This window comes from Pseudarthrobacter sp. R1, from assembly GCF_024494415.1.
Lineage (GTDB): Bacteria > Actinomycetota > Actinomycetes > Actinomycetales > Micrococcaceae > Arthrobacter.
Genome location: NZ_JAMKFI010000002.1, coordinates 104,191 through 118,031, shown reverse-complemented (window position 1 = coordinate 118,031; position 13,841 = coordinate 104,191). Strand labels below are relative to the sequence as shown.

Genomic DNA, 13,841 nt, shown 5'->3' with positions numbered 1-13,841 from the left:
ACGCCGGGATAGGTCCGGACCCGTCCAGCATCGCCGGTTCGTCGGTCAGGCCCAGCAGGGAGAACACGGGCACGGTGACCAGCACCTGTGCCCGGATCGAAGATCCCTGCCCGGGGCCGGTTTCCTCCCCGCCGCCACCGGCGCTGCGGGCACTGTTGGCCCCGCCGTTGCCAAAACCATCTCCGGCGCCGTTGCTGGAACTGTTTCCGGCGCTGACGCCGGGCCCGGTGTCCAGGAGCCCTGAGGCGAAGTTGTCGGCCCGGAGCTGGGTCAGGGTGCGGGGTTCATCCGGTCCCTGCATCCCCCGGGAGATGGTGGTGAGCCGGTCCCAGATGGCGGACGCCTGGTCTGCGGGCAGGCAGGCTGCGACCCAGCCCATCCCGTCGTTGTCCGGCCAGAATTCGACCCGCCGGTCCGCCACACTCTTGGCGTGCCGCGTCTCCAGGCTCTCCGGATGGTGGCGCTCCCGCCAGGCCCGGGCCTTGGCTTTGAACCGGTACGCCGGCATCTCCCCGACTCTGGCGGCTGCGGCCGGTCTCGGCGTGCCCGGGTCCAGGAAGTGCGCCTCCAACGCCGCCGCCCCGGCAGGGTCAAGGCTCGCGGTTTGGTCCACCGTGGCCCGGCCGTGCGCCCAGGACATCGTCCCGGCCTGCAGTGCCGCCAAGGTCCGGGGCAGGAAGGTGGTCAGGGCATGGGAGTCGGCGATTAAGGCTCCGGCGGCCCGGTCACCGATCGCCAGCACACACCCCACCTCGGCCACCAGGCTCCGCTCCTGCGCCGTCGCCTCGTACGGCGACGAAACAGGAGCATTCAGCGCTCTCGTGGCCCCGGCGAACACCGAGACCGCCTGCGCCTTCAGGGCCGCCAGCTTCGCTTCCGACCGTGCCACCGCGGCAAGAACATCCAAAGCCCCATCAGCAACCCGCTGCAATGGATCATCATCAAAACCCACTCCAGCATCACGGGCACCCGCGGCCTCAGGCACACCCGCGGCGCCGCGTCCGCCAGTATCACTGCCAGCGAGCACCGCCATGAACGCTGCGACAGCAGCCACCAAGGCCGCCTCCGCCTGTGCCACTGCCGGGTTCGTATCCATGCACCCATCCTCTTGCGAGGGTCTGACATTCCGGCCCTCAAAGCGGGTGCCCCCAAAAAAATTCTTCAAACTTTTTTCCTCACCTCCTCGAAACGCAGCGGATCAAGCCGTGCATCGTTCAGGGCGCTCCAGCCCTGCTTCCCCACTATCAATGGCAGCAGAAAGGAAAAGAGGAAAATCGAAGATGGGCGGAGATGCTCTCCGTTGGTCCCGTTTTGGGGATGGGCCCCTCGCTCCGGTACCCTATTGAGGTTGGTGACGTGTCCGAGCGGCCGAAGGTGCAACACTCGAAATGTTGTTTGGTGTAAAAGCCAACGTGGGTTCAAATCCCACCGTCACCGCCATGTAAAAAGACCCCTGCTTCCTGTTTGACCGGGAAGCAGGGGTCTTTTGTTTCCGTCGCCAGTTGCCTCGGCCCTGCACCACTTCCTGGCCTTACGGCAAGCTCCCCCACGCCCGGCTTGGAATGCCAACCGAAAAACTGCCTCCCCCTTTGGGCCTCCTTCCAATTTTTGACTGCGTGGGGCTGGATACCATGATCTGACCGGACAGAGCCGTCCGGCCCGATCGACGCGAAGGAAACCATGGCCGCGGTTACGGTGGACGACATCCTCTCGGATCTCCCCCTGGGGTTCGCCAGCCTCATCCTCCGGCCCGCTCCTACCGGTTCCGCCATCGAGCGTTTCCTCATCGTGGATGCTGACGATGCTGGGCCCGACGGCGGCGCTGCTTTGGTCCTGCTGATCGGCGTCCGCGGGCGGTCGGCGTTGCCCGCGTTGCGGCGGCTCCTGCAGAACCCGCCACCGGTAGTCGCCGTCAAGGGAACCCGCGAAGAGCTCTCCGAAGCCGAAGAACTGCTGCGCGACACCGGGACGGGTCTGCTCCTGGTGAACCCTGCAGCTGACTGGGACCGGCTGTTGTCCATCGCCCAGGCCCGGATCCAGCCGCGCAGCTACCAGAGTGAAGTGCTGACGCTGCTGGAAGAAGACCTGTTCGCCATCGCCCAAACCACTGCGCGGCTTACATCCAGCCATGTGCTCATCGAAGACGCCGCCAATAAGGTGCTCGCATACTCCACTGTCTCGAACGACATTGACGAACTGCGCAAAGCCTCCATCCTGGCCCGCCGCGGCCCGCGGAAATACGAGCTGCTGCTGAAGGACCTCGGCGCCTACCGGGAGCTGCACCGAACCCGGCTGCCCGTCAGGGTGCCGGCCCGCCCCCAGGACGGGTTAAGGGAACGGGTAGCCATCACGCTTTTCGCCGGAGACCGGATTATGGGCTACATCTGGCTCCAGGAAACCGGTGCCGGCTTTGGCCCCGACGTGGATCATGTGTTGAAGGGGTCGGCCGCCCGGACCGCAGCAGAGCTGATCCGGTACCGCAACCAGCAGTCCGTTCACATGCGCGAAGACCGCGTCGCGCGGATCCTCTCGGGTCCTGCCGAAGCCGCAGCCAGTGCGCACAGCGAGAAGATTCCGGCTCAGCGCCCTGCCGCGCTGATCCTGATCGGCATCTCCGATGCCGAAGCGCAGGCCGACGACGCCGCACTGAAGCACGGCGAACTCGCCAACCTGGCCTCCATCCATGCGGCTGCCTTCAAGGCCTCCGCCGTCGTCGGGCAGTTCAAGGGCGACACCGCCGTGATTGTCCCCGGCCTGCAATCCAATTCGACGGAGTCGGGGCTGCGGAGCCTGGCCGAGGCCATCGTCCGCGACGCGGGCAAACACCTGGGCATCAGCCCGTTTGCGGCTGTGGGCCCGTTGGTACCGGACCTGCTGTCCATCCACTCAATCACCAGCATCACTGAAGCGCTGCTGAGCTGTGTAGGCACCTCTCCCGACACGTCCGTGGCCACAGTGGACGACTTCGAGGGAGAAATCCTTTTCCGCGAGGCAGTCCACAACTTCACGTCCTCAACCTTCCGCCACCGCGGCCTTTCCACCCTGTTGCAGGAGGACCTCGAACTCGCGGAAACCCTGCGGGCGTACTTCGACGCCTCGCTCGATGTCGCTGAATGCGCCCAGCGGATGGGACTGCATAAGAACACGGTCTACTACCGGATCAGCAAAGCCTCCCGGGTCACAGGGCTGGATCTCGGCAACCCGCGGAACTCACTGGTGGCCTTGCTCCATATCCAGGAATGGGCCGAAACGTCCACAGAACATTCAGGCAGGAAATGAAAACAGCACTTGAGGCGCCGCCGCTCGGCCCCATCCTCGACGACCTCGTCCGCTACCACAGGCCGCAGCGTGAAAGCGGGTCTGTCCCCGCCAACATCCCCTTCCTGGCAGCGGTCCCCTTCGATAAATTCGGGATAGCCGTGGCCACCACCTCCGGCAAGGTATTCAGTTCGGGCGACGCGGACGTCCCGTTCTCGATCCAGAGCATCTCGAAGGTCTTCACCCTGGCAATGGCCCTTCGGGGCGATAAGTCCGGAACACTGTGGTCCCGGGTCCTGCGCGAACCCTCCGGTACCTCGTTCAACTCCCTCGTCCAGCTGGAAGTGGAGCACGGCATCCCGCGGAACCCGTTCATCAACGCCGGCGCCCTGGTGGTCACGGACCACCTGATGGAAGAAACGTCCGACGCCGCCACGCAACTGTTGCGGTTCCTCACCTTGGAGGCGGGCAGAGCCGGACCCTTCATCGATGAGGACGCGGCCGCCAGCGAGCTATCCAGCAGCAGCCGCAATTTGGCGCTGGCGCACTTCCTGAAAGACTTCGGCAACCTGAAGCAGCCGGCCGAATCAGTGGTGGAAAACTACGTCCGCCAGTGCTCCATCATGATGACCTGCACTGAACTCGCCCAGGCAGGGCTCTTCCTGGCCAAGGAAGGACGCGGAAGGCTCGGGATTGTCCTGTCCCCCAGTGACGCGAAACGCATCGGCTCCATCATGCTGACATGCGGCATGTACGACGCCGCCGGAGAGTTCGCCTACCGTGTAGGCCTTCCCGGTAAAAGCGGTGTGGGCGGCGGAATCCTGGTCATCGTTCCGGGTGAATGCGCCATTTCTGTCTGGAGTCCGCGGCTGGACGCCAAGGGAAATTCACTTGCCGGCACTGCCGCCCTTGCCGACCTTTCCGACCGCACCGGCTGGTCCGTTTTCTAACCCGCGCCAGCAGGCCCCCGCAGCTTTCTTCCCAACCAGCAGGATCTTCTCTGTATCGAAAGGATCACCTATGCCCATCAACCGCAATGACGAGGTTGTACTGAAACAGGCCGACAGCGGCCACGCGCATGCCTCCGAATCCGCGTTGCATGCCGAGGACAAGGGCTACCACAAGAACCTCAAACCGAGGCAAATCCAGATGATCGCGATCGGCGGTGCGATCGGCACCGGCCTGTTCCTGGGCGCCGGCGGCCGGCTCAACGCCGCGGGCCCGTCCCTGGTCATCGCCTAGGCCGTGTGCGGGTTCTTCGCGTTCCTCATCCTGCGGGCCCTGGGCGAACTGGTCCTCCACCGCCCCTCTTCGGGTTCGTTCGTCTCCTACGCCCGGGAATTCTTCGGCGAAAAAGCCGCGTTCGTGTCCGGCTGGTTCTACTGGATCAACTGGGCCACCACCACCATCGTGGACATCACCGCCGCGGCCCTGTACACCTGCGGGATGCTCCTCTTCTTCAGCAAAATTGTTCTGTCGCAAGTCCAATTTTCCCTGAAAAGACGGGCATTTCGTGTTTAAACCGCCGTCGGCGCAGCAGCCATCATCGGTGGATCAAGGCTAAGCGACTCCCGGCAGGTAGGTACATTACGTTCATCCAATAGCCATCGAAGAACTGTTGGGTGAAGTGGCAACGTGAAGGAGCATCTGCAGTGGCGGTGTGCTGCCTCGATGGGGAGGTTCCTTCTATCCTCCATCGGAGTACTGACCAGCCAGGGCTGACTCCTGGTCTCAGGAACCCTTTCAGGAGTCAGCCCACCCCTTCAGCCGCTGGGGCGATTGCTGCAACTTGAGGAGACCTCAATCGTGGAGGCAGCCGCGCTGCGGACAACGCAGGACCGCGGCTTCATCACTTGGGCGGGGGGGTACGCGTGATGACCGACGAGAGCGCTGCAAGGAATCTTTCCCATCCGTGTCAGGACGCCGACGGGAGACCTTTCGTCCTGCAAAGCACTTGAGCTCAACCTCCATGCCGGCTCACCTGCAAAAGCTAGCCCGTGACGAGCATTCCCCGCCAAGCCACGTCGAGGGCGGCCCGGCACCGTGCGCGGGTGGGCTCGTCGTCGAGGCGTTCTCCCCGGACGACGATCTGGTAGTAGAAGACGCCGGCGATGAGGTCGAAGCAGGCTTCGGCATCCAGGTCCGTACGGAGCACGCCCTGCCCTATTCCTGCACGCAGGGCGGCTTCGATCGGGGCCCGCCGCCGGGATACGTGGGAGGACCAGTAGGCCTTCTGCAGGTCCCGATCGGCCATGACAAGCCTGATCCGCTGGCGGAATCTTTCCTCCGGGTAGTCCGTTACGCCAGCCTCCGTGGCAGCACCGAAGAGCATGGCGAAAATTGCCTCGCGCAAGCCGGCGTCGCTGGGGATGGTTGGGGGAACTTCACGTCCAACGTCCAAGGCTGCCGCGATAAGGGTAGTGAGCGAGGGCCACCGACGGTAGAGCGCGGCACGGCTAACGCCGCTGCGTTCCACAACCCGCGCAGCCGTCACCTCCTCCTTGTCATCGATCAGTTCCAGGACTGCGGTGAGGACCTGGTCGTTGATGACGTCGTTGCGCGGCCGGCCGGGGCCTCGGCGTGCGTCTCGCGCCGTGGCCGGGGCGGTGGATACTGCGCTCACGCAAGGGCCCGTTCCCGAAGGCGGGCGATGGTCCCTTCACCGAGCCCGGCTGCGCGAAGGGGTGCCAGCACGTCACCGTGGCGTTCCCGCAGCCGCGCGAGCATGGTGTGCATGGCAATGTCCATCGGTTCCTCGGAGATGGTCACGGCCGCCATGGCGTCGAGGTCGAAGCCGAGGCGGGCCATGAGCGCACCGATGGTTGGCTTGGTGCGTTCCAGGATGGCGGGCATGTTGGGGGAGGTGCGGGCGTAGTCTATGACGATGTCGTCGTCGGTGGCGCCGAGGGCAAGCAGGAGGACTGCGGCCAGGACGCCGGTCCGGTCCCTGCCAGCGGCGCAATGGAAGGCGGTGGCCCCTGGGGCGAGGGCGATGATGCCGAGGGCGCTGGCGAGTTGCAGCGCGGCGCTTTCCACCATCCTCGCGTACATCTCGCCCATGGCGACGTGCTCGATCACGGGCGCGTCGCCGTCGGGCATCCCGGCGCTGATGCTCTCCACGAGGGGCAGGTGGTGGTAGGCAACTCGGTAGCCCGCAAGCGGTCCGCGGCCGGTCAGTGCCGCCTCATCGTTGGTACGCAGGTCAATGACGGCGGCCAGTCCGCCGTCCACAAGTGCCTGTGCATCCTCACCTGTGATGACGCACAGGTCATCCGCCCGGAGCGCCATCCCCTCGCGGAGGATGCCTCCTCTGATGGGGATACCGCCGAGGTCCCGGGGGTTGACCGGAGCGCTGAGTTCGATGTCGATGGTAGGTGTTGTCATGTGATTTTCCTTCTAATGAGTGCGCTGCCCTGGTCGATGACCGTGACGAGCACGATGATGCAACCTGCCTGCATGGCGGTGATGGGTCCGCGGTCCACAGACTCCATGGCCTCCGCGAAGATCTTTCCGATGGAGCCCAGGGACCCGAGGGTCATGGCGAGGATGCCTGCGAATGGTCCAAGCCCGACTGCCGAGACGAACATCAGCGCGAACACCAGGTCCGGCACCGAGCGGATGATGTTCATGACCCAGCGGGCCGGGTAATAGAGCCAGCGCGGGGCGATGTTGGACGCAGCTGCGAAGGCGACCAGCAGGGACAACACCGCGCCGAGGACTGTTCCCACGATCGCCATCTGGATGGTTTCGATCAGCAGGGCGGTTATGGTGCCGAGCTTGGAGAAGTCCGGCGGGAAAAGACGGGACAGGAACTCGCCCATGTTCAGGGTGCCTTCGCCCAGCTTGGCAAAGTTGAACTCAGCGCCCCAGAAGGACCAGAGCAGCACGACGACGGCGATGGGTATGCCGGTGAGGAACCGTGCGCGGGGCAGCGAGAACGCCCGTTCCAGGCGCAACCGTTTGGAAGGGTCCAAGGTAGTTGGTGCCGCTTGTGTAGTTCGAGTCCTACCTCGGGCAGTGTTTCCGCAGGTCAGAGGGGTTTCCGCCTTCAAGTTTCGCAGTCATGCGCTCCTGAAAATTGTGACGTGCCACTCCGGCGTAGCCGCACCTTGATAAGGGAGTGTCCCCTGACACGATATCGAGCAGTTCACTTTCGCTCGCTCACTTCCGTTCTGGGTTATGTGTTGGCCCAACTCTCGGCAGCTACGGCGTACTCCGGCCGGCCTGCGAGTCGGTATTTCTGGATGACGAGGCCGCGGGACGTAGCGGATGACTCGAGCAGCTGGAGCTTGTGATCCGGGCCGGACTCGGGGAATAACCGTTTGCCCTGACCGATGACCACGGGATAGAAAGTCAGGTCCAGTTGCTCCACCAGATCGTTGGCAAGCAGCCAGCGGACAAGGGAGAGGCTGCCGGGAACAACCAAGTCACCCTCGCCGTCCTCTTTCAGCTTCATAATCTGTGATCCAATATCCCCAGTTAGGACAGCCGTCGGTTCCCACTCCGGATCGACAGCGTGGATGACACCACGTACTTTGGGCGGCCGTTCAGCGCCGCAGCGACCGGATCTCCCGCCGGGTCGGCCATCCCCGAACCCCAGGAACCGGCGAAGACCTCGTACGTCCACTTGCCGAACAGGAATGCGGTGGCATTCCCGTATACCTCGTTGAGATAGTGGCGGGACTCGGGTCCAGCAGCGGACCAGCCCAACCGCCGCGTATGAAGCCGCCCCGACGATCCTCATCGGGTCCACCAAGACCTTGCATGACGCCATCAACGCTGATGTTCATCGCGACTTTCAATTCCATGTCCTGCTCACTTTCTCCGGCGATAGGTACAGGTGTGGGGATGTAGACCAGTTCTGGTGCCGCGTCCGTTTAGGAGCGTGGACTCAACCACTCCGATAACGAAGCGGCCCTCTGAGGATTGCGAACGAGAGCCGACGGCAAAGGAACTTCCGTTAGAGACGGTCCACACGTGTGGCCCTGATTCCGTATAGCTCAACCAGTCCTTGGTCATACACTGTTGCGCTCTGAAGGTTCAGCACGTTCGGGTCCTGCCCGGAAGGAAACACGCCGCGGCCGGCGCCTATGGCAATCGGCATCACCACCAGCCTCACCGAGTCCACGACGCCCGCAGCCAGGAATGTCTCTGCAAGGGTCAGACTGCCCCAGACGACGATATCGCCGTCGGTCGCACTCTTGATCCGCCTGATCGTCTCAACGGCGTCGCCGGCAGCCTCTGCCATATCTCCCCATGGCGCCCTCGCCAGGTGGCGGGAGAAAATAACAAGGCGGAGCCCGTTGAGTGACGGTGCGATGATTTCACTTTTGGAGGCCGGGGTTGGCTAGTACTCGGCAAACTCCCGGTAAGTGTTTGCCCCGAGGACCATCACGTCCACGATCTTTAGCCACTCCTGTTGACTATGGTCGAATTCGGTGGTGCCCCCGTCCAGCAATTCGTAGAAGGTGAACTCGTTGTTGGCGTCAGCGGCGAAACCGTCAGCGCTGGCGAATTCCTGAACAATCAGGTGCCCCATTTCTTGCTCCCAGTCCCCGCACCTATCAACCCTCAAACCATCCATCAGATAGGAGATCTCCGCCTGAGACAGCACACGGGGAAGTTTCACTCCCTGTCGCGATCCTCAGTGCCTTCCTCACCGTTTACATGGAGGTGCCCTGCTAACGCGTCGGTTCAACGGCGAAGATTCGTTAGGGCTGGCGGCTCTCACCTCGATCTGACGCGAACTCGATGCCCTCCGGGGTGTCTGAGACACCGTTGACGACTGGTGGGCAGCTGGGTTCCGGCTGACAAGGGCGCAGGCCATCCAACGGCTCCAGCTTGTTGCCGACGCCGCGCTGGCGGCAAAATGCGCCCGGCCTGGGCGCAGAGTCTGACGCCCTGGGCACATGGACCTCCCGTTCGAGGGCGAACACGCCACGCGACGGCGGTGTCGAGCCCACAGCAGTAATGACGCCTCTGATGCTGCTCAATCTTGCCGGCAGCAGTGTGTCCCGGCGCCAATGCGCACTGAATTCAATCTCCTAAAGGAAGCGGGATGGCTGTGCCGGCCAGCCAATAGGACTGTCCCAGTTCTAAATCAAAAGAAGGTTGTTCCCAGGGCTGGCCCGTGCCGTTAGGGTGATCACGGGCGGTGCCGTTGGATCGCCCGGTTGGGTGATCAGCGCCGGGGACGGAGCTGATCCTAGCGATTCGATTCTCGGGAGGAAGCATGACCAGTCCAGAGCAGGATCCGAGCCAGCAGGAAGGCCCCGCGGACGGTGGCGCCGCTGGCGTACCCGGCATGCATGACGGGGGTGCCGATGGAGGAGCTGACAGCGGCGCAGACGGAGGCGCCGATAGCGGTGCCGACGGAGGCGCTGACGGTGGAGCCGACGGTGGCGCTGACGGTGGAGCCGATAGCGGTGCCGACGGTGGAGCCGATGGCGGAGCTGACAGCGGTGCCGATGGGGGAGCCGATGGGGGAGCCGCAGAACGGGGCATCTGAATTTTGAGCACCACCCGCAGGGACCAGGACCCCGACGCCTTGGAAAGCGGCGGGGTTCTGGAGACACGCCTAATTACGATTGGCCGTGAGAGGTTTGCCGGCGACGTCTGGGGGCGCACGGCGCTGCTCACGCGTGGCACGAGCGACTTCTCCGATCTCTTCTCTGCCGAGGCCGTCGACGAACTGATCTCGCGCCGTGGACTGCGCACACCTTTCCTCCGCGTCGCCAAGGGCGGCACCACATTTCCCGACTCATCATTCACCTCACCCGCCGGCGTCGGCGCCACCATCTCTGACCAGCTCGACGACACAGCGCTTTGGCGCAAATTCGCGGATGGTGCCACGCTCGTGCTGCAGGCACTGCACCGCACCTGGGAGCCTGTCGCGGACTTCAGCAGCAGGCTGAGCACCGAGCTCGGACATCCGGTGCAGGCCAATGCCTACATCACGCCGCCTCAAAACAGGGGGTTCGACGATCACTACGACGTGCACGACGTCTTCGTCCTGCAGATCGAGGGGACAAAGCGCTGGATCATTCATGAGCCGGTTCATGCGGATCCGCTGCGTGACCAACCCTGGACCGACCGCCGCTCCGCAGTGGCCGAGGCCGCGAAAGGCGAGGCCTATATCGACACGGTGCTAGAGCCGGGGGATGTTTTCTACCTGCCGCGCGGCTGGTTGCATGCCGCCCAGGCGCAGGGTGAGGTCTCCATCCACCTCACGCTGGGAATCCACAGCTGGACCCGCTACGCATTGGCCGAACAGCTCGCGCAGGCCGCGCTGGCAGCGCTCTGCGACGATCCCGAGATGCGCCGTACGTTGCCCTTGGGCGTGAACGGGCCAAACGGGGAGATCGACGCCATCCGTGGGCGACTGGCGGCCGCCCTCGCTGAGGCTGATACCACCGCCCTGTTCCACCGCACCCGGCGAGGACAGGGACGCCCCGCGCCGCTGGGACCATTGGCCCAGCTCGCCGCTGTCGACGGCCTAAGCCCCGAGTCCGTGGTGCGGCTTCGCGATGCACTGGAAGCACGGCTGGAGGGACGGCGCCTGACCACGCGCGTGGGTTGGCTCGACTTCCCTGACGCCGATCTGCCGTCTGTGATGTGCGCGCTGGACGGGGAGATTCACGCCGCCGGTGATCTCGGCGTCGAACTCGTTGAAAGACTACTGCGCGCGGGGGTCCTCGTTCCCGTTGAACAGTGATCTAACCAATAACCTGGCCGCAGCGGCCGCCAAGGAGCGCTTCTTCTGTTCTGAAGGCGCCCGGTTGCGCGGCGACCCCCTTGCCGGCACGGCGTCACACGGTGTCGTCTGGGTCCTCATTGAGTACCGGGGCGGGTGGCCGCTCAATGGCTTCGAGGGGCTTGATCTCGAGCCTGGGACCAAAGCTATCGTGCTCTCCGCCGCCAAGGCGGCGCGGGCGCGCGTGCTGCTGGTGAGGCGGCCCGGCCCCCGCCGGCGTGAGGGTAAGAGCCATTGGGCTGTGCTGCACCATGGGAACTCCGGTGCCTATCGTCAGCAATGGGGCACGTGGAGCCGGGATGAGGATCTGGCGGAGATTGCCACGGCCCTCGGCACCGCGGGAGAGCTCGGCCGTCCGCCCGTCATTCTGGTGTGCACCCACAGTCAACGTGACCAATGCTGTGCCGTGTGGGGACGGCCTGTGGGACGTGCGCTGACTGAGCGCTGGCCGGAGCTGGTGTGGGAATGCTCGCATGTAGGCGGTGACAGGTTCGCAGGCAATGTCGTTGTCGCGCCCGACGGCGTGTATTACGGAAATCTGAGCGCTGAGTCGTCCGTCGCCACGCTCGAAGGACACCTCGCCGGCCGCATCCACGCGGAGTACTTGCGCGGTTACACGGATCTCTTCCCAGCACAGCAGGCCGCTGTCGCGGCCACGCTCGGACGTTTCGGCCCCGCCGGCCGGAATGATTATACGGTTGTGGCGACCTCCCGCGATGGCGATTACTGGCGGATCCGCATCACCGGCACCCCGCCTCACCCGGCGCGTGTCGACGTCGAACTGCAGGCCCACCACGCCCCGCCGCGCCAACTGACGTGCCGCGGGCCGGCAATGAGCTCGGCCATGGTCTATGAGCTCATGTCGATCCGCACAGTCTAAAGGCTGCCTTTGACGGTAGGAGCGCAGGCTGTGGTGCCGCTGCCAAGGACAAGTCCGGTGGAGGGCGGATCCGCGTGAAGCTTCGGATCCACTGACACCATCGAACCGGTGATGTTCTTGCTCACTCCATCCGTGGTTGTCTCGTGCGAGGCATGAAGGAGTAATTCCTTGACCGGCGCGTATGGCAGCGTTGGCGAGTAGGAAGATGTGCTGGACTTCAGCCGGGCGTAAGCGTACGCGGTGTTGGTGTGCCAGCCGCCGTTCGGGGCAATTTGTGCCGTGTCGATCCACAGCATGAACCGCTGCGCTGTGGCCGTAACGTCCCGCCGTTATTAAAGCTGTTGTTGAGGTTGTCCAGGAGCACATCGACCTGTTGATCCGTCCGTAAAGCGGAACCACGAAGACGTACTAAATTCTTTGAGCCCGTTGAAGTTGAAGCAGCTGCGCTCCTGTGCCGCACAAAATCAGGCCTGTGCCGGGGGAGCGACCGTCGGACGCTTTCCACCGCATGCTGGGGGCAAGGCAAGATTGATTCGCTTCCTAACCCATCGTGGGAATCGCAAAGTTGAGCGAGATCCTCCCTGACAGTAGTGATTCCTCGTTCTCGGGCAGGAGGCCCGTGACGAAGGAAAGGCTCATCGGTACCTGCTGGAAAGTCAGAGTGGCCGCCGCGAACTGAAGCAAGCCGCCCGACGAGACTCCAGGCCCAGTGCTAAGAATTGCCCCCGCGATTGACACTCGAAGTGAGCTTCATGAGGACCAGGGAGTCGCCGGCTGTGACGGGCACCACGAGTGGGCCTGTCTGTAACAGGCGGTGTTGGAAGTTAGCGTGGAAAAGCCCGCTGCAACAGAAGGACCCTAAGATTATCCGCTTCGCCACCCGGACCCTGAACGCTGTCGCCTCCCTTCTACTGGCTGGCTCCCTCACCGGGTGTGACGCTGCCGCAAACGCCCTTGAGATCCTCGAGTCGGCTCCACGGAACGCAGCAGATGCGCCAGCCCCGGCAGACCCGTCTTTTGCTTTTGAGGCCGCCAACGCCCTTGCCCAATTGGAGGGCATCCCGGTGAAGGGTCGCGCCCCAAAGACCGGCTACACCCGTGACGAGTTTGGACCTGCCTGGGCGGACACGGACCGCAACGGCTGCGACACCCGCAATGACATTTTGGCCCGGGACCTGATGGACGAGACGTTCAAGCCCGGCACCAACAACTGTGTGGTCATGACAGGAACCCTGGCCGATAAGTACACCGGCACCACGATTACCTTCACCCGCGGCCAAGACACCAGCTCCGACGTCCAGATTGACCACATCGTTCCCCTCAGCGACGCTTGGCAAAAGGGTGCACAGCAGCTCAACGTTGACCAGCGCAAGGAACTCGCCAATGACCCGCTGAATCTCATTGCCGCCGACGGCCCTACCAACAGTGCCAAAGGCGACAAGGATGCAGCTACGTGGCTTCCGCCGAACAAAGCTTTCCGATGCGAATACGTCGCCCGCCAAACTGCAGTCAAGGTCAAATACAGCCTTTGGGTCACACAAGCCGAGCACGACGCCATCGCCGGCCTTCTCAAGGGCTGCAAATAGGCTCATCGGCGCCGGAGAAGCAATTGTGGCGTGCCGCCGCGAAGTGCAATAGTTGTGCTTTTCCCGCGCGGGGGCGGTAGGTGTATTTGCCTGGCAGCCGCTGCGGATCCGGTCAGGCCAGCCAGCGCACGTGGCTGCTCCTGTTTCGGCGTCGGTTTCTGCTCCGGTTCCTCGCCCGAGGCCATCGCCGCCTGGATGATGTCGTCCGCGGTGAGCGTCATGACGGCCTCACGATCAAGCGCGTCGAGACTTTGTTCCTCGTTGAGCAACAGCCGCAGCACCTGGCGGTTGAGCGCATGCTTGAACAGCTGGAGTCGCCCCGTGCGTTAAGGACCGGGGGCCACTACAGCCTCTTTAGCAAGGA

The 13,841-nt window shown here is 63.8% G+C and carries 14 protein-coding genes, 1 tRNA gene and 2 pseudogenes; 8 read left to right on the top strand and 9 right to left on the bottom strand.

What is annotated here, in order from left to right; translation table 11 throughout:
* Positions 1–1,096: DUF222 domain-containing protein (locus tag M8J71_RS02445; RefSeq protein WP_256246431.1), on the bottom strand; the 1,096-nt coding region annotated here is incomplete at its 3' end.
* A gap of 254 nt (positions 1,097–1,350) precedes the next feature.
* Here M8J71_RS02445 and M8J71_RS02440 point away from each other — a divergent pair.
* The 4 genes and pseudogenes from M8J71_RS02440 to M8J71_RS02425 all read left to right on the top strand — a co-directional run.
* Positions 1,351–1,440: transfer RNA gene (locus M8J71_RS02440), tRNA-Ser, on the top strand.
* 240 nt (positions 1,441–1,680) lie between these two features.
* Positions 1,681–3,279 carry a PucR family transcriptional regulator gene (locus tag M8J71_RS02435; protein WP_256246430.1) on the top strand — a complete coding sequence of 533 codons (1,599 nt, stop codon included), beginning with the start codon at positions 1,681–1,683 and terminating at the stop codon, positions 3,277–3,279.
* Positions 3,276–4,208 carry a glutaminase gene (locus tag M8J71_RS02430; RefSeq protein ID WP_256246429.1) on the top strand — a complete coding sequence of 311 codons (933 nt, stop codon included), beginning with the start codon at positions 3,276–3,278 and terminating at the stop codon, positions 4,206–4,208. The genes M8J71_RS02435 and M8J71_RS02430 overlap by 4 nt, the downstream gene beginning before the upstream one ends.
* 70 nt (positions 4,209–4,278) lie before the next feature.
* Positions 4,279–4,731 (top strand): annotated as a pseudogene (locus M8J71_RS02425) (amino acid permease); the annotation flags it as partial.
* Positions 4,732–5,248: 517 nt separating this feature from the next.
* Here M8J71_RS02425 and M8J71_RS02420 read toward each other — a convergent pair.
* The 6 genes from M8J71_RS02420 to M8J71_RS02395 all read right to left on the bottom strand — a co-directional run bounded on the left by M8J71_RS02420 (position 5,249) and on the right by M8J71_RS02395 (position 8,797).
* Positions 5,249–5,881 (bottom strand): TetR/AcrR family transcriptional regulator, encoded by a 633-nt coding sequence (locus tag M8J71_RS02420; protein ID WP_256246428.1) that lies wholly within the window; start codon positions 5,879–5,881, stop codon positions 5,249–5,251.
* Positions 5,878–6,642 carry a tyrosine-protein phosphatase gene (locus M8J71_RS02415; protein ID WP_256246427.1) on the bottom strand — a complete coding sequence of 255 codons (765 nt, stop codon included), beginning with the start codon at positions 6,640–6,642 and terminating at the stop codon, positions 5,878–5,880. Before M8J71_RS02415 ends, M8J71_RS02420 begins: the two co-directional genes overlap by 4 nt.
* On the bottom strand, positions 6,639–7,232 hold the full coding sequence (locus M8J71_RS02410) for a PhnE/PtxC family ABC transporter permease (protein ID WP_256246426.1): 594 nt from the start codon (positions 7,230–7,232) through the stop codon (positions 6,639–6,641). Before M8J71_RS02410 ends, M8J71_RS02415 begins: the two co-directional genes overlap by 4 nt.
* A 203-nt stretch (positions 7,233–7,435) precedes the next feature.
* On the bottom strand, positions 7,436–7,714 hold the full coding sequence (locus tag M8J71_RS02405; RefSeq protein ID WP_256246425.1) for a dihydrofolate reductase family protein: 279 nt from the start codon (positions 7,712–7,714) through the stop codon (positions 7,436–7,438).
* 504 nt (positions 7,715–8,218) lie between these two features.
* Positions 8,219–8,506 carry a dihydrofolate reductase family protein gene (locus tag M8J71_RS02400; RefSeq protein ID WP_256246424.1) on the bottom strand — a complete coding sequence of 96 codons (288 nt, stop codon included), beginning with the start codon at positions 8,504–8,506 and terminating at the stop codon, positions 8,219–8,221.
* A 99-nt stretch (positions 8,507–8,605) separates the two neighbouring features.
* Entirely contained in the window at positions 8,606–8,797 is a 192-nt protein-coding gene (locus tag M8J71_RS02395) for a hypothetical protein (RefSeq protein WP_256246423.1), read from the bottom strand.
* A gap of 784 nt (positions 8,798–9,581) precedes the next feature.
* On the opposite strand from M8J71_RS02395, the gene M8J71_RS02390 reads away from it, so the two are divergent.
* Genes M8J71_RS02390 through M8J71_RS02380 form a run of 3 tightly spaced genes read left to right on the top strand, consistent with a single transcriptional unit; the run spans position 9,582 to position 11,891 of the window.
* Positions 9,582–9,773, top strand: a complete 192-nt coding sequence (locus M8J71_RS02390; protein ID WP_256246422.1) for a hypothetical protein — start codon at positions 9,582–9,584, stop codon at positions 9,771–9,773.
* On the top strand, positions 9,770–10,972 hold the full coding sequence (locus M8J71_RS02385; protein WP_374114798.1) for a cupin domain-containing protein: 1,203 nt from the start codon (positions 9,770–9,772) through the stop codon (positions 10,970–10,972). Before M8J71_RS02390 ends, M8J71_RS02385 begins: the two co-directional genes overlap by 4 nt.
* Positions 10,962–11,891, top strand: coding sequence for a sucrase ferredoxin (locus M8J71_RS02380; protein ID WP_256246421.1), 930 nt, complete (start codon positions 10,962–10,964; stop codon positions 11,889–11,891). Before M8J71_RS02385 ends, M8J71_RS02380 begins: the two co-directional genes overlap by 11 nt.
* On the opposite strand, the gene M8J71_RS02375 is transcribed toward M8J71_RS02380, so the two are convergent.
* Positions 11,888–12,187 carry a hypothetical protein gene (locus M8J71_RS02375; RefSeq protein ID WP_256246420.1) on the bottom strand — a complete coding sequence of 100 codons (300 nt, stop codon included), beginning with the start codon at positions 12,185–12,187 and terminating at the stop codon, positions 11,888–11,890. The genes M8J71_RS02380 and M8J71_RS02375 overlap by 4 nt on opposite strands.
* 615 nt (positions 12,188–12,802) lie before the next feature.
* Between M8J71_RS02375 and M8J71_RS02370 the strand changes: the two genes are divergently transcribed.
* Positions 12,803–13,477 (top strand): HNH endonuclease family protein, encoded by a 675-nt coding sequence (locus M8J71_RS02370; protein ID WP_374114801.1) that lies wholly within the window; start codon positions 12,803–12,805, stop codon positions 13,475–13,477.
* Positions 13,478–13,605: 128 nt separating this feature from the next.
* Here the strand turns inward: M8J71_RS02370 and M8J71_RS02365 are convergent.
* Positions 13,606–13,785: pseudogene (locus tag M8J71_RS02365) on the bottom strand (AAA family ATPase); the annotation flags it as partial.
* Positions 13,786–13,841 lie beyond the last annotated feature (56 nt).

What these genes read in the sequence shown, in the direction of transcription:
- M8J71_RS02435 (WP_256246430.1), top strand. Translation starts at nt 1,681, where the DNA reads ATGGCCGCGGTTACGGTGGACGACATCCTCTCGGATCTCCCCCTGGGG.
- M8J71_RS02430 (WP_256246429.1), top strand. Translation starts at nt 3,276, where the DNA reads ATGAAAACAGCACTTGAGGCGCCGCCGCTCGGCCCCATCCTCGACGAC.
- M8J71_RS02415 (WP_256246427.1), bottom strand. Translation starts at nt 6,642, where the DNA reads ATGACAACACCTACCATCGACATCGAACTCAGCGCTCCGGTCAACCCC.
- M8J71_RS02405 (WP_256246425.1), bottom strand. Translation starts at nt 7,714, where the DNA reads ATGAAGCTGAAAGAGGACGGCGAGGGTGACTTGGTTGTTCCCGGCAGC.
- M8J71_RS02400 (WP_256246424.1), bottom strand. Translation starts at nt 8,506, where the DNA reads ATGGCAGAGGCTGCCGGCGACGCCGTTGAGACGATCAGGCGGATCAAG.
- M8J71_RS02395 (WP_256246423.1), bottom strand. Translation starts at nt 8,797, where the DNA reads ATGGGGCACCTGATTGTTCAGGAATTCGCCAGCGCTGACGGTTTCGCC.
- M8J71_RS02390 (WP_256246422.1), top strand. Translation starts at nt 9,582, where the DNA reads ATGGAGGAGCTGACAGCGGCGCAGACGGAGGCGCCGATAGCGGTGCCG.
- M8J71_RS02375 (WP_256246420.1), bottom strand. Translation starts at nt 12,187, where the DNA reads ATGCTGTGGATCGACACGGCACAAATTGCCCCGAACGGCGGCTGGCAC.